General features: G+C 43.2%; 28 protein-coding genes. 8 read left to right on the plus strand and 20 right to left on the minus strand.

Going from position 1 to position 24,962, the window contains the following annotated elements; all coding sequences use genetic code 11:
• Positions 1–253: 253 nt before the first annotated feature.
• The 9 genes from Q7P33_RS13575 to Q7P33_RS13615 all read right to left on the minus strand — a co-directional run bounded on the left by Q7P33_RS13575 (position 254) and on the right by Q7P33_RS13615 (position 10,824).
• Entirely contained in the window at positions 254–820 is a 567-nt protein-coding gene (locus Q7P33_RS13575; protein ID WP_303871227.1) for a DUF4256 domain-containing protein, read from the minus strand.
• A gap of 76 nt (positions 821–896) precedes the next feature.
• The gene (locus Q7P33_RS13580) at positions 897–1,523 is read right to left on the minus strand and encodes a CatB-related O-acetyltransferase (protein ID WP_303871125.1); all 627 of its coding nucleotides are present in this window, start codon (positions 1,521–1,523) and stop codon (positions 897–899) included.
• A gap of 377 nt (positions 1,524–1,900) precedes the next feature.
• Complete coding sequence (locus tag Q7P33_RS13585) at positions 1,901–2,488, minus strand: GrpB family protein (RefSeq protein ID WP_303871126.1); 588 nt, start codon at positions 2,486–2,488, stop codon at positions 1,901–1,903.
• A gap of 338 nt (positions 2,489–2,826) precedes the next feature.
• On the minus strand, positions 2,827–5,238 hold the full coding sequence (locus Q7P33_RS13590) for an ABC transporter permease (RefSeq protein ID WP_303871128.1): 2,412 nt from the start codon (positions 5,236–5,238) through the stop codon (positions 2,827–2,829).
• A complete protein-coding gene (locus Q7P33_RS13595) occupies positions 5,235–5,903 on the minus strand; it encodes an ABC transporter ATP-binding protein (RefSeq protein ID WP_303871129.1) in 669 nt (222 codons plus the stop codon). The genes Q7P33_RS13590 and Q7P33_RS13595 overlap by 4 nt, the downstream gene beginning before the upstream one ends.
• A 142-nt stretch (positions 5,904–6,045) precedes the next feature.
• Positions 6,046–7,059, minus strand: coding sequence for a sensor histidine kinase KdpD (locus Q7P33_RS13600; RefSeq protein ID WP_303871131.1), 1,014 nt, complete (start codon positions 7,057–7,059; stop codon positions 6,046–6,048).
• Positions 7,049–7,735, minus strand: a complete 687-nt coding sequence (locus Q7P33_RS13605) for a response regulator transcription factor (RefSeq protein WP_369693313.1) — start codon at positions 7,733–7,735, stop codon at positions 7,049–7,051. The genes Q7P33_RS13600 and Q7P33_RS13605 overlap by 11 nt, the downstream gene beginning before the upstream one ends.
• 154 nt (positions 7,736–7,889) lie before the next feature.
• Complete coding sequence (locus tag Q7P33_RS13610) at positions 7,890–9,980, minus strand: ATP-binding domain-containing protein (RefSeq protein WP_303871133.1); 2,091 nt, start codon at positions 9,978–9,980, stop codon at positions 7,890–7,892.
• On the minus strand, positions 9,925–10,824 hold the full coding sequence (locus tag Q7P33_RS13615) for a helix-turn-helix domain-containing protein (protein WP_369693314.1): 900 nt from the start codon (positions 10,822–10,824) through the stop codon (positions 9,925–9,927). The genes Q7P33_RS13610 and Q7P33_RS13615 overlap by 56 nt, the downstream gene beginning before the upstream one ends.
• A gap of 230 nt (positions 10,825–11,054) precedes the next feature.
• On the opposite strand from Q7P33_RS13615, the gene Q7P33_RS13620 reads away from it, so the two are divergent.
• From Q7P33_RS13620 to Q7P33_RS13630, 3 genes are all read left to right on the plus strand, one after another.
• A complete protein-coding gene (locus Q7P33_RS13620; protein WP_369693315.1) occupies positions 11,055–11,522 on the plus strand; it encodes a helix-turn-helix domain-containing protein in 468 nt (155 codons plus the stop codon).
• Positions 11,512–12,588 carry an alpha/beta fold hydrolase gene (locus tag Q7P33_RS13625; RefSeq protein WP_303871135.1) on the plus strand — a complete coding sequence of 359 codons (1,077 nt, stop codon included), beginning with the start codon at positions 11,512–11,514 and terminating at the stop codon, positions 12,586–12,588. The genes Q7P33_RS13620 and Q7P33_RS13625 overlap by 11 nt, the downstream gene beginning before the upstream one ends.
• Positions 12,589–12,806: 218 nt before the next feature.
• On the plus strand, positions 12,807–13,649 hold the full coding sequence (locus tag Q7P33_RS13630) for a nitroreductase family protein (RefSeq protein WP_303871137.1): 843 nt from the start codon (positions 12,807–12,809) through the stop codon (positions 13,647–13,649).
• Positions 13,650–13,676: 27 nt separating this feature from the next.
• Here the strand turns inward: Q7P33_RS13630 and Q7P33_RS13635 are convergent, their stop codons facing one another.
• The 6 genes from Q7P33_RS13635 to Q7P33_RS13660 form a co-directional block, all read right to left on the minus strand.
• A complete protein-coding gene (locus Q7P33_RS13635; RefSeq protein WP_303871138.1) occupies positions 13,677–14,624 on the minus strand; it encodes an alpha/beta hydrolase in 948 nt (315 codons plus the stop codon).
• Between the two features lie 113 nt (positions 14,625–14,737).
• Positions 14,738–15,856, minus strand: a complete 1,119-nt coding sequence (locus Q7P33_RS13640; protein ID WP_303871139.1) for a radical SAM protein — start codon at positions 15,854–15,856, stop codon at positions 14,738–14,740.
• 9 nt (positions 15,857–15,865) lie between these two features.
• Positions 15,866–16,015 (minus strand): hypothetical protein, encoded by a 150-nt coding sequence (locus Q7P33_RS13645; RefSeq protein ID WP_303871141.1) that lies wholly within the window; start codon positions 16,013–16,015, stop codon positions 15,866–15,868.
• Positions 16,016–16,178: 163 nt separating this feature from the next.
• Complete coding sequence (locus Q7P33_RS13650; RefSeq protein ID WP_303871142.1) at positions 16,179–16,985, minus strand: MBL fold metallo-hydrolase; 807 nt, start codon at positions 16,983–16,985, stop codon at positions 16,179–16,181.
• A gap of 101 nt (positions 16,986–17,086) precedes the next feature.
• The gene (locus tag Q7P33_RS13655; RefSeq protein WP_303871144.1) at positions 17,087–17,911 is read right to left on the minus strand and encodes a pentapeptide repeat-containing protein; all 825 of its coding nucleotides are present in this window, start codon (positions 17,909–17,911) and stop codon (positions 17,087–17,089) included.
• A 108-nt stretch (positions 17,912–18,019) separates the two neighbouring features.
• Positions 18,020–18,766 carry an alpha/beta fold hydrolase gene (locus tag Q7P33_RS13660; RefSeq protein WP_303871146.1) on the minus strand — a complete coding sequence of 249 codons (747 nt, stop codon included), beginning with the start codon at positions 18,764–18,766 and terminating at the stop codon, positions 18,020–18,022.
• A 433-nt stretch (positions 18,767–19,199) separates the two neighbouring features.
• Here Q7P33_RS13660 and Q7P33_RS13665 point away from each other — a divergent pair, with 433 nt between their 5' ends.
• The 4 genes from Q7P33_RS13665 to Q7P33_RS13680 are packed head-to-tail and all read left to right on the plus strand — an operon-like array spanning position 19,200 to position 20,721.
• Complete coding sequence (locus Q7P33_RS13665; protein ID WP_303871147.1) at positions 19,200–19,589, plus strand: DUF2089 domain-containing protein; 390 nt, start codon at positions 19,200–19,202, stop codon at positions 19,587–19,589.
• 19 nt (positions 19,590–19,608) lie between these two features.
• Positions 19,609–20,043: a hypothetical protein gene (locus Q7P33_RS13670; protein WP_303871148.1), complete on the plus strand. Its 435-nt coding sequence runs from the start codon at positions 19,609–19,611 to the stop codon at positions 20,041–20,043.
• Positions 20,044–20,098: 55 nt separating this feature from the next.
• Positions 20,099–20,344, plus strand: a complete 246-nt coding sequence (locus tag Q7P33_RS13675) for a hypothetical protein (RefSeq protein WP_303871149.1) — start codon at positions 20,099–20,101, stop codon at positions 20,342–20,344.
• A gap of 17 nt (positions 20,345–20,361) precedes the next feature.
• Positions 20,362–20,721, plus strand: coding sequence for a phage holin family protein (locus tag Q7P33_RS13680; RefSeq protein ID WP_303871151.1), 360 nt, complete (start codon positions 20,362–20,364; stop codon positions 20,719–20,721).
• Between the two features lie 101 nt (positions 20,722–20,822).
• Here Q7P33_RS13680 and Q7P33_RS13685 read toward each other — a convergent pair whose 3' ends face one another.
• The 5 genes from Q7P33_RS13685 to Q7P33_RS13705 form a co-directional block, all read right to left on the minus strand.
• Complete coding sequence (locus Q7P33_RS13685; protein ID WP_303871152.1) at positions 20,823–21,254, minus strand: DUF3795 domain-containing protein; 432 nt, start codon at positions 21,252–21,254, stop codon at positions 20,823–20,825.
• 83 nt (positions 21,255–21,337) lie between these two features.
• Positions 21,338–22,126, minus strand: a complete 789-nt coding sequence (locus tag Q7P33_RS13690; RefSeq protein WP_303871154.1) for an RNA polymerase sigma factor — start codon at positions 22,124–22,126, stop codon at positions 21,338–21,340.
• A 132-nt stretch (positions 22,127–22,258) separates the two neighbouring features.
• On the minus strand, positions 22,259–22,750 hold the full coding sequence (locus Q7P33_RS13695) for a prolyl-tRNA synthetase associated domain-containing protein (RefSeq protein WP_303871156.1): 492 nt from the start codon (positions 22,748–22,750) through the stop codon (positions 22,259–22,261).
• Positions 22,750–23,175: a DUF1810 domain-containing protein gene (locus Q7P33_RS13700; protein ID WP_303871158.1), complete on the minus strand. Its 426-nt coding sequence runs from the start codon at positions 23,173–23,175 to the stop codon at positions 22,750–22,752. Before Q7P33_RS13700 ends, Q7P33_RS13695 begins: the two co-directional genes overlap by 1 nt.
• Before the next feature lie 22 nt (positions 23,176–23,197).
• Positions 23,198–23,665 (minus strand): MGMT family protein, encoded by a 468-nt coding sequence (locus tag Q7P33_RS13705; protein WP_303871160.1) that lies wholly within the window; start codon positions 23,663–23,665, stop codon positions 23,198–23,200.
• Positions 23,666–23,793: 128 nt separating this feature from the next.
• Between Q7P33_RS13705 and Q7P33_RS13710 the strand changes: the two genes are divergently transcribed.
• A complete protein-coding gene (locus tag Q7P33_RS13710) occupies positions 23,794–24,843 on the plus strand; it encodes a phospholipase D-like domain-containing protein (RefSeq protein ID WP_303871161.1) in 1,050 nt (349 codons plus the stop codon).
• Positions 24,844–24,962: the final 119 nt, after the last annotated feature.

Here is a 24,962-nt window from a genome sequence, read left to right on the forward strand (position 1 = left end):
CCTTTTGAACGCTTTTGGAACCACTTTTAAAATATTTTTTAAAAAAGAATTTTTAAAGGGATTTATTTGTTCCCGCAAGAACGCTTGTTTCTAGGGTTTTTGAAAGAATCGATAAATCATTCTTATATAACTACCATTAAAGACATTCGTTTAGAGAATATATATCGATTTTTTTGCATCACACATGCTTGATTGGCAGACGTTTTAGCAACGCAAATGCCCATAAGTCCGATTCGGATATCTTCTCACAGATTTAAACTCTTAGCACCCCACGAAAGCCCCTTACCCCATAATAAGAAGGAGCACTGTTGTGATAGACAAAAACATGGTCGTAACGACGATCACCAAAGAGCGCACCGCCACGTTTTCTGATCTCAACCGGTGTTTTTAGCCAGCTTGACGTTTTCGTATCAAAACTCCCCAGTTTCTGTAATTCCCGGTATTGTTTTTCAGTTAATAGTTCGATGTCCATGGCGGTTGCCATATCAATGGCGCTATTCTCCGGCTTATGTTCTTTCCGTGAATCCAACCCTTCACGATCGTAACAAACATTTCTACGGCCTTTAGGACTTTCTTCAGAGCAATCATAAAAAATGTATTCCTTCGTATCCTGATCATAGCCAACTACATCCGGTTCACCGCCGGTTTCTTCCATTTCATTGAGTGACCATAGCTTTTCTGGTTTAACTTCCAGTTTTTCCTGAACCTCAGCCCAAGTTAGGCCTGGATGCCGGTTCATATTATTCTTGAAACGGACGCTCAAAAGACTGAGTAGCTTTCCTCGCTGTTCCGAGGGCAATTCTTTTATTACATTTTTCATCATGAAACCTCCGTCAAATTACCAAATTTTTCTATATGAAATACCGTGTTGACATTCAGTTTTTCCCGTACCCATTTTATAATCGATCAATATTCCCGCACATAATATCATTTAACTTTTCACGCAGTTGATCCTTATCCCAATCCCACCAGCAAAGCGACTGCAGTTTACTAATTTTTTCATCGTCGAATCGTTTTTTAATTGGCTTTGCAGGTACTCCACCAACGATTGTGTAGGGCTCCACATCTTTTGTGACAACGGCTCTGGTTCCGATGATTGCGCCATCACCAATATGGACTCCCGACATAATAACGGCTTCATAACCAATCCAAACATCATTTCCAATCACAATATCACCCTTTTTATCCCAGGCTTGGGTAACCGCTTTCTGTTCAAGGCCATATTCTTCCCAGAACAAAGGAAATGGATAAGTCGACAGCGATTTCAAGGTATGATTGGCACTGGTAAAAACGAACTTTGCACCGCAGGCAATAGAACAGAATTTACCAATAATCAATTGGTCCTGATTGACCGGGTAATGATACAACACATTATTTTTTTCAAAATCAATGGGATTATTTACAAAATCATTGTAGATGGTATAATCACCAATCTTAATGTTGGGATTGGTAATAACAGCATTCAGATAAATGGTCTGAGTATCACCAGTCCGCGGGTATATTTTTTCTTCCGGAATAGACATTTCAAATCCTCCTAATCGTTTAATAAATTTTCAGATCTATTCCGGCCATTACAATGCAACATTTCATAACTTTCACACCTTTCCTATTCCATTTTAATTTAACAGAAGATGACCTTCAAACTTTTTTCTAAAGCACCTTTTGCTATTGTATCGAGTTCATTAACCCATGAAAATACTCCGATTCATGCATTTTATAAGGCGGATACCAAACCTCCAATGTTTCTAACGAAAAAACCGCCAAATCTTTCAGATTTTCAACCGCTAATTCCAATTAAATCTGTATCTTTGATGTTTGCCCGAACGAATCATAACCGGAATTATTATCCCTATAAAGTCCGGGGCTCTCTTGTAATCAATTTACCAAAGCGTTTTTTCTGCTATTCTGAGGGACTGTACCTGTCAGCATACTCAATCCTCGCTTTTTCGCTATAGTCCGTAATAAACTTCGTCTTTGCCGCTGTGTACCCATCTCTGTTGTGCTCATATTCTTGCCACAAACTCAATTTAAGTTTTCCATATTGTTCCGCAACATCAGCATGATCTAAAAGATAATCTCTAAAATACAACTCATCCCAATCGCCCCAATGCCTGACATGCAGATGGTACACCTTTTCTGCAAATCCATCCGGTGTATAACCTTTATTGAATGCGAGCCTCAAATCCGGCTCATACGCACTTGACATCAATCCCCAGTTCTTAAGCTTTAGGATTTTAATTAGCTCTGTTATATTGCAACTTCTATCAACTTCTAATAAGATATCAATGATTGGCTTGGCAATCAAGCCCTTCACCGCGCTACTGCCAATATGGCTAATCCGCTTTATATCCAGATTCTTACAATAGCTTAAAAGCTGTCTTTTCTCTGTTTCATACCACTCTTTATATTGGGGATTGTGTTCTTTTAAGATAATCGGAAATAACTCCCACAACTCTTCTAATGACATTTTCGCTAATTCTTTTTGCATGCTTTCACCTCAACGTCAGTTTTTAAAAGCACAGCTTTAAGTGCTAATTTTACCATAAAACGTTAGCAAATTTGCTTTATCCCATAATTTTGTTACAGTTTATTCCAGTATGTTTATGCCACCTTATGTAACGCTACCTCCGCAATACCCCCAAACAATTTTTGACACACTCTGCCACTATGTTACACTTATTTTGTGATAAAATGAAAATGACCTGATCATACCCATTACCAATTACTCCAGCAATGCTATCTGACAACTGCAATGACCAAACTAACGGGGCCAGGGCTTTAAAAATATGCCCTGACCCCGTTATTATTCTTTTTATGAAGATTTTTTTATTCCATTGCCCGCAATCGTTCGACCAGGGAATTGTTTTGAAAAGAGTGTACTGAAACCCCCGAAACCAGAACCGGTACCAACACGGTAACCAGAAGGTATGCTAAAAAATACCAAATCGGAAAGCGATAGTGCATATAGGTTGCGCCAAGTTCCCGTAGCAGATGGACCAACAGGTATCCCACCCCGGTTCCTAGAATTAAAGTAATAGCCATGTTCCCCAACGCCAGAATTAATCCCTCGCCCTGAATCATCTTCATTAATTGGCCATTCGTCATTCCGATTGACTGCAGCATCGAAAACTCCTGCCGACGTGAGATAATATTGGTCATCAGAGTATTGATCAGATTGATCAAACTAAAGGCGATAATAAAAATCGACAGTCCCAGAATCACCCGATTGATCAGGGTGAATGATATCTTATCGGCAATCAGCTCTTCTCTAAGCGTATCCATTTCCAGGAGCGGATTTTCATCGACCAGATTTTGTATCTGCGGCTCAATCTCAGACCCTCTCAATTCAAAATCATCAACCGAGACCACCAGCGTTTCAGTGGTGTCAACTCCAGGGAATAAGAGATCCAGCTTTTCCCGGGGAATGAGAAAAAAGCCGGCGTTATAAGTCACTTCGCTATAAGTATCGATGGCGCCGACCACCTTAAAATCTTTCTCTACTTCCTCGGTGCCGTTGAAATAGTGGAGGGTGACCGTATCACCCATTTCAAATTTCCAGCCAAATATTTCTTCCGCCACACCATTATAAACAATCAGCAGTTCATCATTGGCAATCATTTCGTCATAATCAAAGTTGCCTTCTTCCAAGACATTTCTAACATTTTCCTGATCTTCCCGGGTAAATGGAGCCAGGCTGTCCTGATTGTTGGTTTGATCCTTGTAATCATAGTTGACTTGGGCTTTATGATAACTTTGCACCGTTTTGACGCCGTCAATTTCTTTGATGCTTTCAATAAGTTCAGAATTCAAGGGATTATTCAATTGAATCCCAACATTGCCGTTCTCCATCGTTTGGGTGGCGTTATAGTCATAGGCGATGATGTATTCACCCCATTGATAAAAGCCCTGTCGGGAATAATCCTCCGCTGTCATGGATCCAATAAAGGTCGCGCCGGTAAGAAAAATAACCCCGCCAACGCCCAGGGAAATCATCGTCAATAAGGTTTTTTTGCGATTCCTTTGGGCACTCATCATTGCCAGATGCAACGGCGTCATTTTTCGCTTGATGTTTTTGGACTCTTTTTTTTGGCTCTGGCGGTACTGTGAAAAAAGCGATGCCTCAATCGACGTAACAGAGGCTGCCAGTTTTGCCGGTTTTCGGATCGAGATCAACACAGTGAGTAAATCAGCCAGCAGGATGATCAAACTGACAATCAGAGTACGCTCCCAATCCCAGCCGCCCGGCTTAATAGAATAGGCGATCGGCCAGGCAAACAAAAATCCTACCATCGACCCGATCATACACAGTAGAATCCCTTCCCGGGTGACTAAGGCTTTAATCTGTTTTTTCGTTGCTCCCAGTGTTCGCAGCTGCCCAAACTGACGAATTCTGCCGACCACTGAAAGATAGAACACGCTGTAAATAACCAATACACTGACCAGCAGGATGCCGATGCCAACGCCGACAACCACCCCAATATTCATGGCCGACATCGTCAGTGAACTGGAAAAATTATTGTTTTCGTTGATGTTTTTTCGTTCGACTCCGGCCTCTGCGCCAATGCTACGAATGGTATCCAGAAATTCCTGCTCAGACATACCCTCGGCCCCCTGAATTCGACACAGTGCATGAAAGGCGACATTCTTTAATTGTGGTCCGTTCTCGGCATATTCCCGGGAAAAGATTAGCGGATAGACCTTGGTAACCTCCGCTTCTTCTAAAAACCCACTAACAATAAAGGTTTCTGTTTCCCCATCCAGAAAGGTCAACGAAACCGTCTCCCCGATCGTGACCGGCACACCCAGTACCTTCATCAAGGATTTGTTAACCGCAATTTCATTGAATTGATGGGGATAGCTGCCCTCGATAACCGCAGTTGTTTTAATCGGCGCCGTCATTTCCTCATAATAAGCTGGCCGGATCATTTCTCCATTTAATTCAAAACCCTGACCCAATTTATCCAGAGTCATAAATTCAATCTGTTCTTCACTTTCCAGTGCGGCAATCTGCGCCGCATTCACATTCATATAGGTGACATGCTGCATCATCGCTACCTGTCTTTTTTGTTCAATACCCTGGGCCGAGGTGAACAGCGCCATCACCCCCAGCAAACTGACGGACAGGGCAATGGTCATGAGGATAAAGAGATTTCTTGTTCTACTGGTTTTGATACTGCGCATGGCCAGATGACGAATAATGGCCTGATTGTTGTTTCTGATTTTTTTTGCCGTTTTCATCGATCTACAATCTTTCCATCCTCAATGCGAATGATGCGGTCCGCAAGTTGAGCAATTTCATTGTTGTGAGTGATCATCACCAGCGTCTGTCCGAATTTTTTGATGCTCATTTTTAAAAGACCCAGTACTTCCTGGCTGGTTTTGCTGTCTAAATTTCCCGTCGGTTCATCCGCCAGCACAATTGAAGGTTTTGATGCCAGCGCCCTGGCCAGGGCGACCCGCTGTTGCTGTCCCCCGGATAGATTATTAGGGAAGCGCTGCGTCATCGTCTGCAAGTGTAGTAGCTCAATGATTGCACGGATATAGTTGTGGTCCGGCTTGTTACCATCGAGTTCCAGGGGCAAGACGATGTTCTCATAGACATTCAGCATCGAAACCAGATTGTAGTTTTGAAACACAAAGCCAATTTGTCGCCGTCGAAAAATAGTCAACTGCTCATCGGACATTTTCGAAATTTCTTTTCCACCGATTGTTACATTTCCGGCGGTAGGAACGTCTAGTCCGCCCAACATATGGAGCAGTGTCGATTTTCCGCTGCCTGATGTCCCGACAATCGCTAAAAACTCGCCTTTCTCAACTGCGAGTTCGATGCCATCAAGGGCTTTGACGCAATTGTCTTCTGTCCCATAATATTTTTTTAGATTTTTCGTTTCCAGTATTTTCATCAAATTGATTCCTCCTGTTTGCGCCAGTATAGCAAGAGAAACTAACCAAAATATAACAGTTTTCATGAAATTAATACGAAATAAACTAAAAAAGAGCGTCAATTCTAACAAACCGGTTAGGATTAACGCTCTTTTAAACATTTTAAAAGGCATTGGGCAAAAACACCGAAAAGGTTGAGCCCTCGCCAACAGCCGAGCGCACCATCATATAGCCATTCTGCTTTTGAATGATTTCACGAGCCAGATAAAGACCGATCCCGATTCCCTCAATTTCCAGATTAGTTTCTTCCCGATAAAAGCGCTGGAAAATCTTCCCGTAATGGGCTTCCGGAATCCCTTTGCCCTGATCGGTGACAGTGATTCGGGTATACATTTCGCATCGTTTGACATCAACGGTGATAAAACTGTACTCCGGTGAGTACTTCACCGCATTCTCCAGCACATTAAACAAGGCTTCCGCCGTCCATTTTAAATCATGATTTAAGCGGTATTCCTCTGGACAATTAACAGTGATCTGGATCTGCTTTTTTTCGGCCGGAACGGTGATGTCCGACAAGGCTTCGGCCAGCGTATCAAACAAATTGCCTGACTTCTTTTTTAGTTGAATCAGGCCCGCTTCCAATCGTGACGCTTTTACCATGAAGGATAATAAAAATTCCAACTTTTCAAGCTGAGTTCCCATTAATTTGAGCAGTTCATTTCTGGTCTGCTCCGGCAGATCCCGGTCCTGGATGGTTTCGTGCAGCATTTTTAAATTGGTCATTGGCGTTTTTACTTGATGGGATATATCTGAAATAAAACCCTCCAGCACCTTCTTTTCAGTGGTTGATTTTTCTGTCGCTATTTTTAATACATCGGCGATGTCGACAATTTTCTGGTTAATCTTTGAAATCAGGGTTTCATCTAATAAATCCAGGGCATTGACGTTTTGATAATCATTATTAAACAACAACTCCAAATTATCGCTGATTTCATCCGTGATCGCGCTGATTAATTTTTCATTCCTGCGTTTCTCAAAATAGCCACCCAAAATAAAAAAAAGACAAAATAGCACCGAAACTGCGGTTGCCAGGGGATGACGGAATAGCAAAAAAATAATAATACAGTAGGCAACGCTAAGTAAGATGGTCACAGCTCCCCAATGCTCACTTCTCATCGGACACTCCCATCCATTGATAACCCATCCCATAAATGGTTTTGAGATGTTTTTTGTCCCGGGTATCAATTTTTGATCTGATCCGGCTGATCATCATGGTCAGGGCATTTTCATCGACAAAGTTCTCGTTGTAATCCCACAACTTTTCCAACAGTAACCGTCTTGTCAGCACCATCTGGCTGTTTTTAATAAAAATGTCAAGCAGCTTGTATTCGTTGTTACTGAGCTCAATGGCATTTCCACCAAGACTAGCTTTTCGCTCTGAGAAATCAATAATCAGATTGCCGTCGTTATAAATATGCTTCTCCGTACTACCGCTATTTCTTTTGATAATCACAGCGATCTTTTTCAGCATGACGCTGGTCAGAAACGGCTTGGTGATGTAGTCCTCGGCCCCCAGTTCAAAACCCTTTAAAATATCACTTTCGAGATCGTTGGCGGTTAAAAAAATAATTGGTGTATCGATTTGGTCATGCCATTTTCTACATAAATCAAAACCATTGCCATCGGGCAGATTCACATCTAGAACAATCAGATCAACCTGACCTTGTTCAAGCGCACTGTCAGCTTCGTTTAAATTGTAGGTCGAAATCACCTGGTATCCCGCTGAAATAAGATTATAGGCCAAGGTGTGATTCAACACCTTGTCATCTTCGACTATCAATACCTTTATCATACCATTCCCATCCCTTTAATGCATTTACATTTAATTCACTTGCCATTATTGGTCTGCACTCTGATCATTATTCTTTGTTATTTGATCAGTGCTATGCTTTTTAAGCTATCATTTTCCAAGCGCAATTGCAAGTTATCTTTTCTGCGTTCTTTTTTTACTGTCGTGGGAGAAAGCGGGATGGTTCTCCCCGATACAGCAGTGTCAGTCGGTGCATCGCTCGCGTTGCAGCGATATAAAGTAGCCTTCGGTCATCTTCGCTCTGGTATGTATCACTGTTCGCAGTAGGAATAATCACCTCGTCGAACTCCAGGCCTTTCGACATCTGAATCGAGGTGACCGAGATGCCATTGGTAAAGCTGGTGCTATCAGGCGAAATTAACTTGATTTGATAATCTTCTGCGAGTAACTTATGAAAGACCAGCGCCGCACTGTTTGTTTTCAAAATGATTCCCAGCGATGCATTTCCGCTTTGGAGAAAGGCATCAAGCATCACTTTGATTTTAGCTATCTCATCCTCTTTGTCACGGCATGCTATCATTACCGGTGCATCCCCATGTCGTTCCACCGGTTCTAAACGATCCACCGGCTGGATTCCCTTGGCGAAAGAGATGATTTCGTAGGTTGAACGGTAGCTCTTTGTCAATTCCACCAACCGTACATCGCTGTAAAGCTGCTGTATATCTGCTATCGTATGCCGATGATTGGGGTTGATCAGCTGTCCATAATCTCCTAATATTGTTTTTTGACAGGGAAAGAGGCGGTTGATAACGGCGTATTGTATGGGCGTATAATCCTGCATTTCATCAATGACCAAATGCTTGATGACTTTGCTTTGCGACAAGCCCTCAAATGCCGCATGGAGATACATAAACGGGTATACATCTGACCATTCCAGGGTTTTCCTGGCCGGCAATACAAACATCTCCGGCAACCCCAGCCACTGGTAAAAACCCCGGCATAATGACAGGCTGTTTTTGATTTTCAGCATCGCCATCAAGCTTTTCAGAATAACTCTTGGTCGGGGTATTTCCTCATCCCTGAAGTTGTCGGCTTCAAAATGGTCATGGATATCCTTGGCAATCAGACACAGCCGCTTCTTGATGGGATAATCTTGATAGCCATAAAAGCGCCTCTGTATCGAATCCGCCGTTGCTACAAAGTTCCCGCAAGAATAATCGACAAACTCAAAAATCATGGCAGGAAGTTCCTGTACATATCGATCCATCTGCTTTACAAAATCCAGTGTTGACTTAAAACCCACCCGTGCTGTCCATTTTGCATCCTCCGTTTCAAACGGGTCTTTATCTGCTTCAAAGGCAATGATGCCTTCCAAATAATCTTTGGCAATGTCCACAAAACTCTGTTCATCAATGGGCTCCTCACCCAGCTCCGGTAAAACGGTGGATATGTAATCGCTAAAGACCTTGTTGGGTGAAAGAATCATTACGTTTCTTGCTTCCAGTTTACCCTTGAAACGATAGAGTAAAAAAGCTATTCGATGTAGGGCAATAGCAGTTTTACCGGAACCAGCCACACCTTGAATAATGATAGTACCGGTTTTTTCATTGCGGATGATTTTATTCTGCTCTTTTTGAATGGTGGCGATAATGGATTTCATCTTTTCATCTGAGGTATGGGAAAGTTCACGCTGTAAAACATCGTCGTGAATGTTAACCGAGCTTTCCAGAGCATATTCCAAAATCCCGTTTTTTACTTTGAACTGGCGCTTGCGCGTCAACTTTCCCTCAATTCTACCCATTGGGGCATCATATCCTGCCAAACCAACCTCACAGTCATAGAACATGCTGGCAAAGGGGGCGCGCCAGTCAATGATTAAAAGTTCGTTCTCATGGCTAAATGCGAAACGACCAATGTAATGCTTTGTTGCGACTGGGCTTTCACATGTCTGAAAATCGATGCGGGCAAAATAGGGGGACTCTTTCAGCTTGGTTAACTTCTCCCATCTTCCGACCGAAAAAGCGCCAGTTCTGTCGATTTGCTTTAACGCCAATTCATTTTGAAACATTTCATGGGGATCAATCTCGCCACGATAGTCCGCCATATACCGTTTTGCATCCATATACTCTTTGTCGATACGGTCAACGTTCGCATTTGCTTGTTGCAAAGCAGTGTCGATTTTATTGTTGATGAGCTTAAGATGCGCAATTTCATCAGGAAATGGGATCAAGTCAATGGTGTCTGAGATCTTTTCTTTGTGCCTGGTGTTTTGTTTTTGATTTGTCATCTGCAACCTCCCTTGTTAAAACAAAGCGTTGTGTCGGATAATCAAACTCCGTAAGCAGCTCCGCTTCCATAAAGCCTAAGCTTTTAATGGCACTGCGATGTCCGGTATCCGCTTTATCTCCCGCTCTGTAGGTAGTAATACTAATTTCATTTCTACTAATCAGCTCTCTCATCACCTTATCAAGAAATGCCTTGGGTATCCCTTTATTCCGATAAAACGGATGTGTGCCCATAAAATCAATGTTGCCGGTTTCAGAAGAGAACAACATGACTCCCACCGCAATATCATCATCTTTTAAGATCAGCGCCTGCTTACTTCTGATCCGCAGTTTTAATTCCATGGCGTACTCCTCCTCATCTAAATAAGGAAAGCCATCTATAATAAGCCGGACTAAATTCATCCAACAAGCAATATCGTCTTCGGTTGCAAGGGTAATGTGCCATTTGGGTAGCTCTTTGCTGTGGAGTATTCCATAATTACCTTCTACTCTGAATCTTAATTGCAAGGGGTAAAATTTTTCGTTTTCCCGATATTTATTAGGTGATTGCTTATACATTGCGGTAAAAATATGTGTAAAGGCCTGCTGACTTTCATATCCGCCCACTGCGGCAATATCAATAATTGGTTTACTAGAAAAAACCAATAACCATGCTGCTTCCGTCAGCCGGCGGCGCTGAACATAATCATGGATCGTTAAGCCCACCATACTCGCAAATACCCGATGCAGATGATATTTTGAATAATGGACAGCCGTTGCGACACGATTTAAATCCATTTTCTCCATTAAATGCGTTTCGATAAATTGAATTACTGCTGAAATTTTTGCGACACTGTTCTTATCCACATCACCCTCCTTATTTTGCTTAGATATTTTATCAGATTTTGTACGTTTTGTTTTGACCATTCTTGCTATCTTTTATCACTGATTGTTCTCACCCATCGTTTTCATTGCGAATACAATGTGACGACGTTGCATAAAGCAACCAAAGCTGACATTTTTTGCACCATTATGTTAACATCAATTGATGGATGTCGTTGCGCAAAACTGGTAGAATAAGCTCAGGTGGTGAAAATATGAAAAATATGATTAGTATGAATTTACAGACCCTGCGAAAAACCCATCAGTACACGCAAGAAGATGTGGCTGAGAAGATCGCCGTTTCCCGACAATCAGTTGCCAAATGGGAAAATGGCGAGAGCTTACCGGATATGAATAAATGCATTGCCCTGGCAGCGCTTTATAACATTTCCCTTGATACCCTTGTCAACGGTACCGAAACGGTTGGCGTACCCTTACCGCCAAAAGGCAAGCACGTTTTTGGCACGGTGATTGTCGGTGAACGCGGACAAATCGTCATACCCAAAAAAGCCAGGGACGTCTTCCAAATCAACCCCGGTGACAGCCTGATGATTTTAGGTGATGAAAATCAGGGCGGTCTGGCCCTGATTGATACCAATCAATTCATCAGTCAGTTTGAATTTGTAAAACAAAGTTTGAGCAATGCCGATCAAACCGCGAAGGACAACGAAAGTGAAGATTAAAAAAATGCAACTAGCCCTGATTGTTCTGGTATTTGTGGTAATCGGCATTGCCGTTGCCCTTGGTTATTTTTTTTACAGCAACTTACATCCGATCGATGATCACTATCTCAAACAAACCCTTGCCGCCGGCTTTACCGAGCAAACAGTCACGCTTGATAGTGGTTCGGTTATTAATTATGGTGAGGGCCCAGATAACGGCCCCGCTCTGCTGTTAATCCACGGTCAAGGCGTATCCTGGGAGGATTATGCGGCAGTTCTGCCTAAATTGTCGAAGAACTATCATGTCTTTGCAGTGGATTGCTTTGGCCACGGTCAATCCAGTCATGATCCGGCGCTTTATTCCTGCGCGGTAAATGGCCAAGCGCTAATCTGGTTTATGGATCATGTCATCGGTGAAAAATGCTTCGTATCCGGTCATTCTTCTGGCGGTATTCTGGCGGCCTGGCTAGGCGCCAACGCACCCACACGGGTTAGCGGCCTGGTCCTTGAAGATCCCCCGCTCTTTTCCGTCACGCCAGCGGAAATGCAAGAAGGTGCTGGCTGCTTCGCCTGGAAAGATACCTTTATGACCATTCACAGCTTTCTAAACCAGACAGAGGAAACCGATTTTGTTGTATACTATTTTAAAAATGGTTACATGACGTCCCTTTTTGGTGGTCTGAAAGAACGGGTGGTTCTAGCCGTCGAAACATTCCGCCAAGAGCACCCCGACCAGGGGCCCCGAATTTTCTGGATTCCCTATTCCTGGATGCGGTTGATGAACACCATTGATCATTATGATCTGGCCTTTGGCGAAGCCTTTTACGACGGTTCATGGATGCATGGGATCGATCAGGAAACCCTGCTAAAAGCGATTCCAAGTCCGACGATTTATCTCAAAGCCGAAACGAATTATGGTCAGGACGGCGTTTTGTATGCCGCCAATAGCGATGCCGATGCCGAAAAGGTTCAGACTTGCCTCGCCAATTACGAAACCATGACCATTAAATCCGGTCATGACATCCACTATGAACATCCCGACTTTTTTGTTTCTGCATTAAAAAAACTGCAGGACAAAACAAAATAATTTGCCCTCCTAACCAACCTGATGGCTGGCTTAAAAAATTCAGAACTTCTTGTTGCTTAAAAACCGGCGATTGTCATTGACAATCGCTATTTATGTTGTTTAAAATATAATTGTCTAAAATATTGTCTGTTTTGTATTTCAGGCAATGACGAACGTACTGCAAATGCTGCATTCCGTTTGTCAAACGCCAATGGATCATTATTCGAAGGAGAATCATCATGAAGATTAAATTTCCAGTTGAAGAAACCGTAAAAAAACGCTATAGCGTCCGAAATTATCAGGAACGAGTCATTGAAGCGGATAAAATAAGCGCCATTGCTGCTTTTATTAAGACGTTGAATAATCCTTTTGGCCCAACTGTCACCTTTCACACCCTTGATATTAAAGCCAACCAAACCAGCCAAAAGCTTGGCACCTACGGGGTCATCAAGGGTGCCAGTCACTATATTGGTGTAACAATTACCCCGGAACCCATGGCACTGGAAGCGCTGGGGTATGAATTTGAAGCCCTGGTTCTTTATCTGGCTGATCAGGGTCTTGGCAGCTGCTGGTTAGGGGGCACCTTTGACCGCCGCAGTTTTTCTACGGCAATGCATATCGATGACGATGAACTTTTTCCGATTATCAGCCCCTATGGCTACGCTGCCGAACACAAACATTTTAAAGAAAAAGCAATGCGTAAACTAATCAAGGCCGATCAACGTAAAAACTGGTCGCAATTGTTTTTTAAGGACGATTTTCAGACCCCACTGGCCGAAGCAACCGCTGGCGATCTGTCCTTTGCTCTGGAAATGGTCCGGTTAGGGCCATCGGCCTCCAATAAACAGCCCTGGCGGATTGTCTTACTCGATGGTAACTGTCATTTTTATGAGGCAAAAGAACCAGGCTACAGTAAGGCCTTTGCCTACGATATCCAGCGGGTTGACCTGGGCATTGCTGCGGCCCACTTTGATTTTGCCACCCAGGAAGGCAACATCAACGGGCATTTTGTCACCACTGCCGCGCCGGAACTGACCTTGCCGCAGCACCTGGAATACGTCTTTTCGTGGATCCGGGAATAGTGGGACCGCTGCAAACCTGTTTTAGCATCATCGGATCAGCTCGGTTTCGCTGTCGTAAAAAGCCTTTTTTAGGGCCTCAACCCGTTTTTTAAGACTTTGTCTGACAATCGCACTATCTTCAGCGATTTCAAAGCCGTGAATGGTGCCTTTGGTCTGGTGCAATTCTGCTGTAATTCCGTTTTCCTTTAGGGTCTCAGCAAAAAGAATGCCCTCATCTCTAAGACAATCAAACTCTGCCACTTCCACGTAGGTTGGCGGTAAATTAACAAACGAAGCAGCTTCCATCGGCGATGCATAGCCCCGTTCCAATGAACAACCATCCTTTAAATAGAGTTTCCACATCTTTTCGTTCTGCCTGGCATTCCATAGTGGGGTATCGATGTATTCTTTCATCGAATGGGTATTAAGCCGGGCGTCCGTAACCGGATAAATCAGCATCTGAAAACAAAGCTCCGGCGCCCTTCGATCTCGGGCCATCAAACACAGACCGGCGGCCAGAGCGCCACCGGCACTGTCCCCGCCAACCCCAATCCGCCGCGGGTCGATACCAATTTCAGGGGCATTCTGGTAGACCCAGTGAAGGGCAGCATAACAATCCTCTAGCGCAACCGGAAACGGATGCTGGGGCGCCAGCCGGTAATCCACAAAGACCACCTTACAGGGGGTGTGGCTGGCGTAATCGCAGATCAGCCGCTTATGAAAAGCGGCTGATTTCAATACAAAGGCACCACCATGAAGATAAATCAGACAGGGTAGCCGCTCCTCTGACGCTTCCGGCTCATAAATAATCAGCTCCACCGGTTCATTTTGATAGCCGTTGATTACTTTTCGGGTTTCACGAACCCCTGGCTCCGGCGGCCGTTTATTGAAACTTCGTTCAATCACCCCATTCATTAACGGCAACAATCTTTCGGGAATTGGCGTTTTTATTTTTTCATATTTTTTAAAATCCGGATGGATTGGGTATTTGGTCACGTTTTCTCCCCCCTGGGTTAATACAATACTGCAAACTTCATCGCTTTTTCTAACTCATCGTAGCCTTTATCATTTCATTTTCAACTACTCACTGCCACTAAGGCCGGACCACTTTAAATCGTCAGTGGCCGATAAGCCGCTGGCAGTTCTTCTTCAGCCAGAAATTTAAAGCCATCGTCCCGCAAAATCGGCAGAAAAAAGGCGTAGGGAATCCGGGAAAATTCGCAGTCATAGTTACTGGCCCCAAACCACATCCCGGTTTTTCCACTTACATTTAACCCTCTGGCAAACTTGGTATCATTTGAGCAATCATGAACCACCAGATCCCAGTTTTCGTTATCGGCAATGGCCATCAATTTCAGGGTCAACTCACGACTCCAGATTGGGGAGATATAACCCCGGCGGGCAATATACATCAACTCACCCATATAGTTGTCAATATTATTTGGATTCAGGTGCAGCTCGGCGCAATTGATAAAATCAAGTCCGGTTTTTAGAATAGCAGCTTTTTTCTGGAAAAAGGCGTCAAAAAATTCGGGGGTCATCGGAGTTTCGATCCCCACCTTGGCAATGTGTTTTTTAGCCGTCGCAATCATTTCAATCACCTTATCGGAGCAGTTGGAGGCTCCCAAATTAAAGCGGATCTCGCTTAAACCGGCAGCGCCCAGAGCCTTTAAGGTTTCTTCGGTGGCCAGGGTTCCATTGGTGTAAAGATGCTGATAAATGCCGGCCGCTCTGAATTTTTTAATCACCGGATAATACAATTCAATTTCCATAAATGGCTCTAAAAAGACGTAAGCAATCCCCGTCGGGTGTTGTTGGATTGAAAGCAGCAGGTCGAGATCTTTTTCATAGAATTTAGTGCCGCCAATTTCCCACAAGCCTTCACCCACCGGGGCAATATCGTCAAGTTGGCCGTAGTTATAACAAAATTTACATTCGATATTGCATTTATTGGTTTTGCGGATCGCACTTAAACCCGTCCCCAGCAGGCAGGAACGGCAGCCCGGAGGAAACTTGCTTTCCTCCCCAACATAAAGGGTTCGTTGCTCCAGAGATTTCAGGTTTTTTATGTCTTTTTTCAGTTTGGCGTTACGGTGATCGATGGCCGCCTCAATCTGGGCAAAGGTCGCATATACAATTTCCTGCTGATTAGCCATCAGTTCTTCATCTTCCGGCAGCATCGCAAAAAATTCAAACCACATCAACGCATCTTTTTTTGATATTTTCAAACTATTCTCCTAATCATTGGCTTCTTCTTGTTTTTCAATGGTTCTGAGGGCATTGCGCAATGCATCCCGAACCGACTCTTCGATATGGTTGGGAATTACCATCACCGCATCAATGGCATCGATCAAAATTCGTATTTTATCTTCCTTGCTCATTCTCATGTGTTTGTTTCCTCTCATTTTTCCACAAATATTTTCATTATCCCTATTCTATTGGTTTATCCTGAAAAAATCAACCCTTGGGCTTAACCCAAATAACTGCGCCATCGCCATTGCTTATCAGCCGGTTGGTGGCGCTATAAATTATTGCTGTTCTTCAATATATTCACCATATCAAGGATAATCCCACACCGACTTCTCGGACGGGAATCTTCTCATTTATTTTTGCTTTCACCGCAAAAGAAACACAATGACAGGGGTAAAGGCTTTTGACCCGATTTTCGGCAAAATAAGCCAGGGTTTTAAAGAGCTGTTCATCAAGTTCAAAAAGATGAAAGCCACCAATCACCCCATTAATCCGATGATCCTGACAGATTTCTTTGGCATACTCAATAATATTGCAGATACCGCTGTGGGAACAGCCGGTGATAATATATAGTCCCGTCTCACTCTGATAGACCAGCGCTGAATCATCCAAAACCGCATCTGCAACCCATTGATCATTTTCACAGCGCATCCCAATTGGCTGCTGTCCTTCAAAATCAAACCGCCGGGGAATTTCCCCCAGAAACAGAAGCTTCTCACTCAGCCAGGTAGGCTGACTTGTCAATGACAACTGGCAGAACTGATCGAGCTGCTCCCGTGATAGTGGTGAACCAATTACTTCGCCTTCATCCTGTTTTTGATTAAAACACTGGGGATGGGCTACGAGCTTTGTGTTTTGGAGACTCATCTGATTCACCAAATATGCTAATCCACCAGTATGATCATTGTGCCCATGGGACAATACAATGGTATCCAGCTGATTCAAATCAATTCCCAATTTTTTAGCATTGTGAATCAAAACGTCGGAATATCCGGTATCAAACAGAATTTTCTGCCCTCCCTCCTCAATATAAAAACTCAAAGCCGGTTCACCCAGAAAATACTGATCAATATAAGTATTGTTATCAACTAATACTGTTAATTTCATCTTTTTCTCCCGATTCACTTACACAAGCCCTCCCGTTTGGAAGTGCTTTTATTTCTAATGATCACCATGCCACTATTGATGATGATCCGTTTGCCTCACCGCTACCAGTGCGAAGGCCGCACCAATTTTTTTGGTAGCTTTGTTTTTGAATTTCCGCTGGCTGCGTTAATCTGCATCTGGGTTAAAAACAGACTCTTGCTTAAATCCGTATTTTTGATATTTGCATCACGAAGATCTGCACCCAAAAAATTGCTTCCGCACAGGCTGGCCCCTTCCAGATTGGCCGCGATCATCAACGCCATACTGAAATCGCTGCCATCAAAATTCTTCCCGCTCAAATTTTTACCGAGAAAATTTTTGCTCGCCTTTTTATCCGCGGACATTACCGCCACCTGACTGCTGATCTGTTTAAGCACACCATTAACCTTTTCCCGGTAAGCTGCGACATCCGTGTTTAAAATTGCATCCGCTGCTTTCGCGGTCAGCTGTTCATTCTCCACAATCAGCGCCGTAATCTCTGTTTGTTGCTTCTGATCAGAGCTTAGCGCCCAGGCTTCAAGCAGGTACCAGGCCATTTGATGGAGCTGAAACACCACCGTAAAGGTCTGAAACAGCTCCTTCGCTTTTTGAGGATTGGTTTTCCAATTCCCATTTTTACCCATCTTTTGTGTCACCTTCTGACCAGCACCAAAGCAGTCGTAGCCCAAACACCCTTTCATTTTTTGCTCTGCCAAACGGTCATGGATATCACAACGAAAATCTGAACGCAGATACCGACAGGGCACCCCCGCTGCTTTATTGTCCGGGAATCCATCGGTTTTCATGCAATATAAAGCGACACAACACAAACCGCAACATTTTTCACAGTCAATGTTAAGGGATTTCTGTAAGTCGGCTAATTGATCCATCATTTTTCTGTTTGTCATTCTTTCACCACCGGTTCATTATTTTTTTATGCCTTGATGAATTCATCAAGTTTCGGCCATCTCAAACTGCCTGAAAACTATGGTAACCGTTGATCCGCCTCGTCTGCTTTACTTTTCTATCCTACCACAGCTAAAAAAATCGCTCAACAGCGGATTTAACACCGCTGGCATTCGCAGAGGAAAATCATGTCGCCCCCCTTTTAAAAAAAGCGTCTGACAATTATGATTGCGGTTGCCCAGCTCAACAACCGACGTTTTAATCTCACTGAATTCTTTTTCGCCACAAACTGCCAGCATGGGAATTTTCACCTTCGCATAATTTGCTTGTTCATCAAGAAAAATTCGATCCTTAAACCAGGCCACATACTGTTCGGGGGTAATTTTTTTTGTGTAGTCAACCAGAAAATCCTCCTGCACCTTGGACAAATGCCAATATTTTGCCTGTAGCCGCAGCAGTCCTGACAGCCTCGACGTCCGTTGTGTCCAGATCCCCAGCCGCACAAAGCGATCAATGGATTTTTGGGTAGCGCACACCCAGGGACTTAAAAACACGGCCCGCTCAAAAAGCTCCTGATACTGTGATACCAGAGCCACGGCCAGTTCACCGCCCAACGAGTGACCAACGAGTATAACCGGTTTTTTATTTAAAGATCGGATTAAATCAACTAAGGCCGCAATTGTCTTTTGCGGTTCATAACTTTCTTCTACTTCCCGCCCCGACCCATAAAGATGGGGAACAACCAGATGATAGTCCTGCTGAAAAACATACTGGTTACTGAAGGTATCGGTTAACGCCGCCCCGTGTAAAAAAATAATGGTTGCCTTTTCTCTGTTGCCATATTCGTCAAAATACAATTGCTTGCTCCTTTATTTAAATTAGTCTTCTATTTGCTTTGCTATTTTCCCAGTCACTCAAAAAAAACGGGCCAGGTATCAATTGGACGCGACAGGCACCGAAATTGATGCGCTGCACTATATCAGCAAACCGTTTGTCAAATCCATCGACGGACACACCATAAAACGGCGAAGTGGTTTGGCTATTACTTCTTTCCCCAACCGTCGCTTTTTAAAGACTATCATATCACGCTTTTTGCTATAAGACCAGATCACACTTTGTCATTGCCAACCAAAACCATCCGGCATTTACAGCTATTGTTGTGATTATCATATTTATTACCTATAAATTAATATTATCAATTTAATAATTAATTATTTTAACTTTTTCATTGACATATTTAATTATTCGCTGTATATTATAATCAAATAAATCAGAGGATTGGTGAAACTTATGAAGTACAAAGCTCCGGGCAAATGCCCTGTCTGCGGTGAAAAACTTTCGATAACCAAATTAAACTGCCCAAAATGCACCACCACCATCGAAGGCGATTTTCACCCCTGCGAATTCTGTCGCCTACCCGATGACGATCTGGAATTTATCAAGGTATTTATCAAGTGTCGGGGGAACATCAAGGATGTTGAAAAGGAACTGGGAATTTCCTATCCGACAGTTCGTGGTAAATTAGACGCGGTGATTAAGGGTCTCGGCTATGAGGTGCCCTCAAAAGAATTGATTAAAGAGAAGGCGGCCATTACTGCGACCCGAAACGAAATTCTCGATCAACTGTCAAAAGGTGAGATTTCTTCAAAAGAAGCAACGGAACGTCTTAAAAATTTATGAAGAAAAGGGAGATTTAATAATGAGTGAACAACAACGTATCCTAGAAATGATTGAAAAAGGGCAGATTACCGCTGCCGAAGCGATGGAGCTGCTTGAAGCACTGAATACGACGAATGAGGTAATCCCGGTACAAGCTGTTGTCGGCCTCAAACACGATTACAAATTTTTTAGAATCAAAGTGACCTCAGACAATAATACGGTCAATGTCAACGTCAATATCCCGATCCGGCTACTGACCACCATCGGTGAAATGGCCGACCGCATGACTGCCATGGTACCTCCGGATGCCCGCAAGGACATGGAAGCCAAGGGGATCGATTTTTCCAGCATTGACTTTGCCAAAATCATTGAAGAGATCATTAATGGCACCCTTGACGAACCCAACATCATTGATGTCGAAGCCTGGGATGAAAGCAGTCAGTCGATGATCAAGGTACGGGTCTATGTCGACTAGGGGATTTCGCTGCTTATGGATTCGCCTTCAGCTAAAGGACAAACGGTTCATAAAAATGCCCTTCCCCATCCAACTGTATATTATTGAAGAATTACTCGACTGCTGTCTTGATCTTTTGTCGATTGCCTGTTTATTTATCCCCCAACGATCACCTAGCGGTTCATCCGAAATCTCTGTCCACTCAATAAAAGAACTGGTGCTCGATGTGATGGCGCTTTTACGGGCCTTAAACGATGATGAACCCTATGATCTGATTGATATCCGCACCGATGAAGTCCAGCTTTCAATCCGAGTCAAATAGTTATTAAGGAGGTTACGATGACAAAACTGTTTCTTAAATATCTGTCTATTATCCTAACTATTTATTTGCTGTCACTGGTTTTTCCGGCTATTTGGGTCGGCAGCATCCCAGCGCTGCTGGCGATGGGCCTGGTGCTGCTGATCGTCAATCTGATCTTAAAGCCGATCCTTTTGCTGATCACGCTGCCTTTGAATCTCCTGACTCTGGGCTTATTCAGCCTGATTGTCAATGCCTGGACAATCATGATTGCCGACTCTTTTGTCGCCAATATCCGTATCGATGGCTTTCTTTATTCATTCCTCGCCGCATTCATCATTGTTTGCTTTAATCAGGTATTCACCGGAATGATGGTAAAAAATGCCGGTTATACTAAATAAAAGAAAGGGTCTGAAGCGATCACAAAGATGTTTGTGATCGCTTCAGACCCGTGTTTACTACCCGCTGCCGGTTTCGAAAGCGTCGCTCTACTAAGAACTGATCACTCCGTGCTGCCACCCTCACCGATGGCAATTTTTTTGTTAAAGTAAGTATGTCTGATCTCTGCCGCCTGCTCAACCCAATTGTCGAGACCAATTTTTTTCATCTGGCAGAGGTTATATAGTTTGATATTCTGGGGAAATTTTCCCGCCCCATCAGCCAGCGGCATCAGATACTGACACGGAAAATCAGAACAGTTAAAGCAATAATCAATGCCTTTTTGTTTAACACAATCCAGGGTTTTGCAGCTTTTCCCCTGCATCTTCAAAAGCAGACAGATATTCCCATCCGTACAGCCTGCACAAGTTATTTTTTCAGCTGGTATCTTCGTTGTCCCTGACAGTCTTTCCTGAAATTCAGGGGTAACATTCTCTGCGTACATTTCACAATTAAAGCAATCAATCCCGCATGGTGCAACAATTTTTTCATTCATAAATCGATATCCTCCAAATAATTTTTTTCGCAATTCTTTTTAAATTGCTCTATATTAGTTTAGATACCGGTTTTAAAAAAAGGTTACATAATATTTGCCGCAATTTTTTTTATTTTGTCAGAAATTTCTTTTTGATCATATTTTTGATCAACTGTATACAAGTAGTCGATTTTCTCCAATAATGACAAATTCTTAAAATGGGTTTTTCGCAGTTCATCAGTTTTTATCTGCTGATAGCCAGTTGGAAGGGGAAGACTGTGATCCTTCATGAACTTTATCCAGAGCTGGCATTTACATGGCTTTTCGGGGTCAATCAGGCTGCACCGCATTTCAAATAATTCCTGCAGTTGCTTTCTTCCTCTGAACAGAGTCACCTTGACGTTTTCAACCGACATATTAAGGATCTCGGCAATTTCTTTGTATTTGAGACCAGTACAGGTTTTTAATAAAAAACAGACCCGCTGGTTCTTGGGCAGGCATTTTAAAAACGCCTGCAGACATTTTTCTCGCAATTCGTCGATAACCAGATCATCGTCAAAATTATCCGTGTATTCGATGCTGTCAAAAAATTCTTGTTCGGTAACACCTAAATCCTCAGTAATTTTAACTAAGGGCAGTTTGTTTATATAATTGAAATGCTTGTAGCACTCATTGATAACAATCCGGTATAACCAGGTGAATAATTTTGCTTCGCTTCTGAACGTGCTTAGGTTTTTATATGCCAGTAAAAACGAATTCTGCAGCACATCCTCGGTATCCTGATGATTGCCGATCATTCTGAATGCGCAGGAATATAGCTTATGATAATCCTGTATGATCAGGTTTTCCAGTTCCATTTGCAGATTATTGTCATAAGAATTGTTACTCATCATGATCACACTGTTTCCGTCGGAAACAAACCTCCTGTATTTTTACTGATCCACTATTAAATACGTCTGCAACAAGCCGACTGTTTTACAATAGCGCCTAATTTATATGCTACCTGAAACGTGGGAATATTTTGTTTATCCGAGGTTAATCACCTCAACCGAATTGCTGTGAGACCTGATCAGTTCGATCAGATTCTCTGTTTTCAGCCACAACGTCATTGTGTTTTCATTTGGATGAATCCCAATTAAACGATTGCTGAAGCGTTCATCAATAAATACTTTAACTCTTTTGTCCCGGTCATTTAAAACCCCTAAGGGTGTTACCGAACCTTTCTGTAATCCCAAAATTTCATTCAAATCCTTTTCGGAAGCAAAACTAAGCCGCCGGGAACCAATCGTCTGCTGTAGATTCTTAAGGTTAACCAGCTTTTCTTCACAAACAGAAATCAAATAAAAGTGCTTCTTCTTATCATCCCGGATAAACAAATTCTTCGCAATGCAATCGGCATGCGGTAAATTTATTTTCTTCATTTCCTCGATTGTATATACCGCCTCATGCTCAACGGATTCATAAATAATTCCAGAATCATCCAATAATTTCAGTACATCTTGCTTATTAACAGACATTAACGGTCACCGTCCCTATTTTCAAGACTGATGGTAAGCGCATCCATCTCACCATCAAAATATTTATCCAGCACTGCTTTAAATACCGGATTGCCACTTACAAGATAAAACAGGGTCATGGATGATTTAAGTTTCAGATCATCAGGTCGGCCAAAGACCGCATGGGCATCACTGGTATCAAGCTTTAGCAATTCACCGCAAATTTCCAGCAAACGGGATCCCAACACCGGATGCGCCAGGTATGCCGCAGCTTCCGCCCGATTTTCTATTCCATAATACGTTGCGGTTTCACTCCGACCCAACCCTTTAAGCTGGGGAAAAATATACCACATCCAATGACTGCGCTTGTGGCCATTTTTTATTTCCTGCAATGCGTAGCCATAGTCATGTTCCTGGGCTTTTACAAAACGTTCTAATCCATCCATTATACCTGCCTCCATTTCTGTTTTATGCATTCTTAAGAGCATAAACCTTGTCCTGGTAATCCTTTACAAAATACTTTTTCCCCTTCTGTACAATGGTGTGGCCTTCCGCCTCAAGTCGACATCTTTGACCGGCTATTCCTCCCGGATATTTCTCATTCAGCTCACCATCTTTTTTCAGTGTCCGCCAGTAGGGTGTTTCGTCTTCTTCCCGCTCTTCAGAAGCCTTCGCAACGATGTTTATAAAAATCCCAGCCGTGAGTGGGCAGGTATTATCCGCACCATACACCTTAGCCAAATAGGCTCTGATATAGTCTGATGTAACAATTTTTCCCTCAGGAATTTTTTTCATGATTTCATCATAGGCAAGGGCCGGCGCAATCAGTAATTTTGTTCCCCCATACCTTGAGATTGCTTTTGGATCCGTGAGTTCTGATATTTTTGGCAGATCTTTGCTGTCTTGTAGTTTTTGATTAAATGTTTCCGTTGCCATACCAATCATCTCCTCTGTTTTTAGTCAGTATACCACTGAACCAGTGGAATCACAATCGATGCTTGAGTTTAAGCGTCGATTCGATGTATAATGAAAACGATTCATCATGATAAGGAGATATGATTACAATGGCTAATAGACCGTATACCAAAAAAACGATTTTCCTGAAACTATCAACATTGTTCATAACCGGGATTCTCATGGGCGGATTGCTGCTGGGGTGCAGCACCCCAAAAACAGAGAGCAAGACCGAATCCCCTTCCACTCCAAATTACACCCTCATTACCCTGCCAGATGATGGCTATCAGAAGATTTATGATTTTATCGATTCCGCCAATAAAAGCATTGATATGACCATGTATGCATTGATCGATTCCAATGCTGAAGCGGCTTTGATTGCAGCGGCGCAGCGGGGAGTTAATGTCCGGGTCCTGCTGAATTCCAATGCATCGGATGGTGGCACTGTGGGAATGAATCAGCCGGCCTACGATAATTTATCGGCTAACGGGGTTCACGTTGTCTATTCCTGGGACGGTGTTTTGTGGCATCAGAAAAGCATCGTAGTGGACAATCAGAAAGTGGCCATCATGAACTGCAATCTGGTCGCTCAATATTATCCGATTCTGAGGGACTACGTGGTGATCACCGACAATCCAGCCACCGTGGCAGGGGTTTCCACTACCTTTGAGGCGGATTATACCAATAACACCGTCGCTCCTGTGGCCGGCGATGTCCCGGAAGGCTCTGAACTGGTCTGGTCCCCCGGCGCCGAGAAGCAATTTACCGAGCTGATTGATGCTGCCCGAGCTGGCACCACCCTCTATGTTGAAACCGAGCAACTTGATAGCACAGTTCTGGAGAACGCCCTCATCAATGCGGTCAAGCGGGGCGTAACGGTTAATTTTACCATGACCAATACCGGTGAGTTTACCGACGGGTTCAATACCCTAAAGGCTGGTGGCGTCAATGTCCATCTCTATCCACAAAATGCGTCCATCTACATTCAATCCAAGGCCATTTCAGTGAATAATGAAACGGTCTATATTGGCAGCACCAATTTTACCACGACCAGTACCAATGCGGATCGAAATGTGGGCATCATCACCCAAAAGAAGGACATCATCGATGGTCTGACCGCCACACTGATCCAAGATTTTGAAGAAGCCACTGCATACTAAAAATTCACCAGAAAAGCCGGATCTTTTTAGATCCGGCCTTTCTGGTTAAGCACTCAATAACGATTAACAAACCGCCTACTTTTTGCCAATATAGGGGTCATTGCTACTGCCATATGACC

The organism is Acetobacterium wieringae, from assembly GCF_026646375.1.
Classification (GTDB): domain Bacteria; phylum Bacillota; class Clostridia; order Eubacteriales; family Eubacteriaceae; genus Acetobacterium; species Acetobacterium wieringae_A.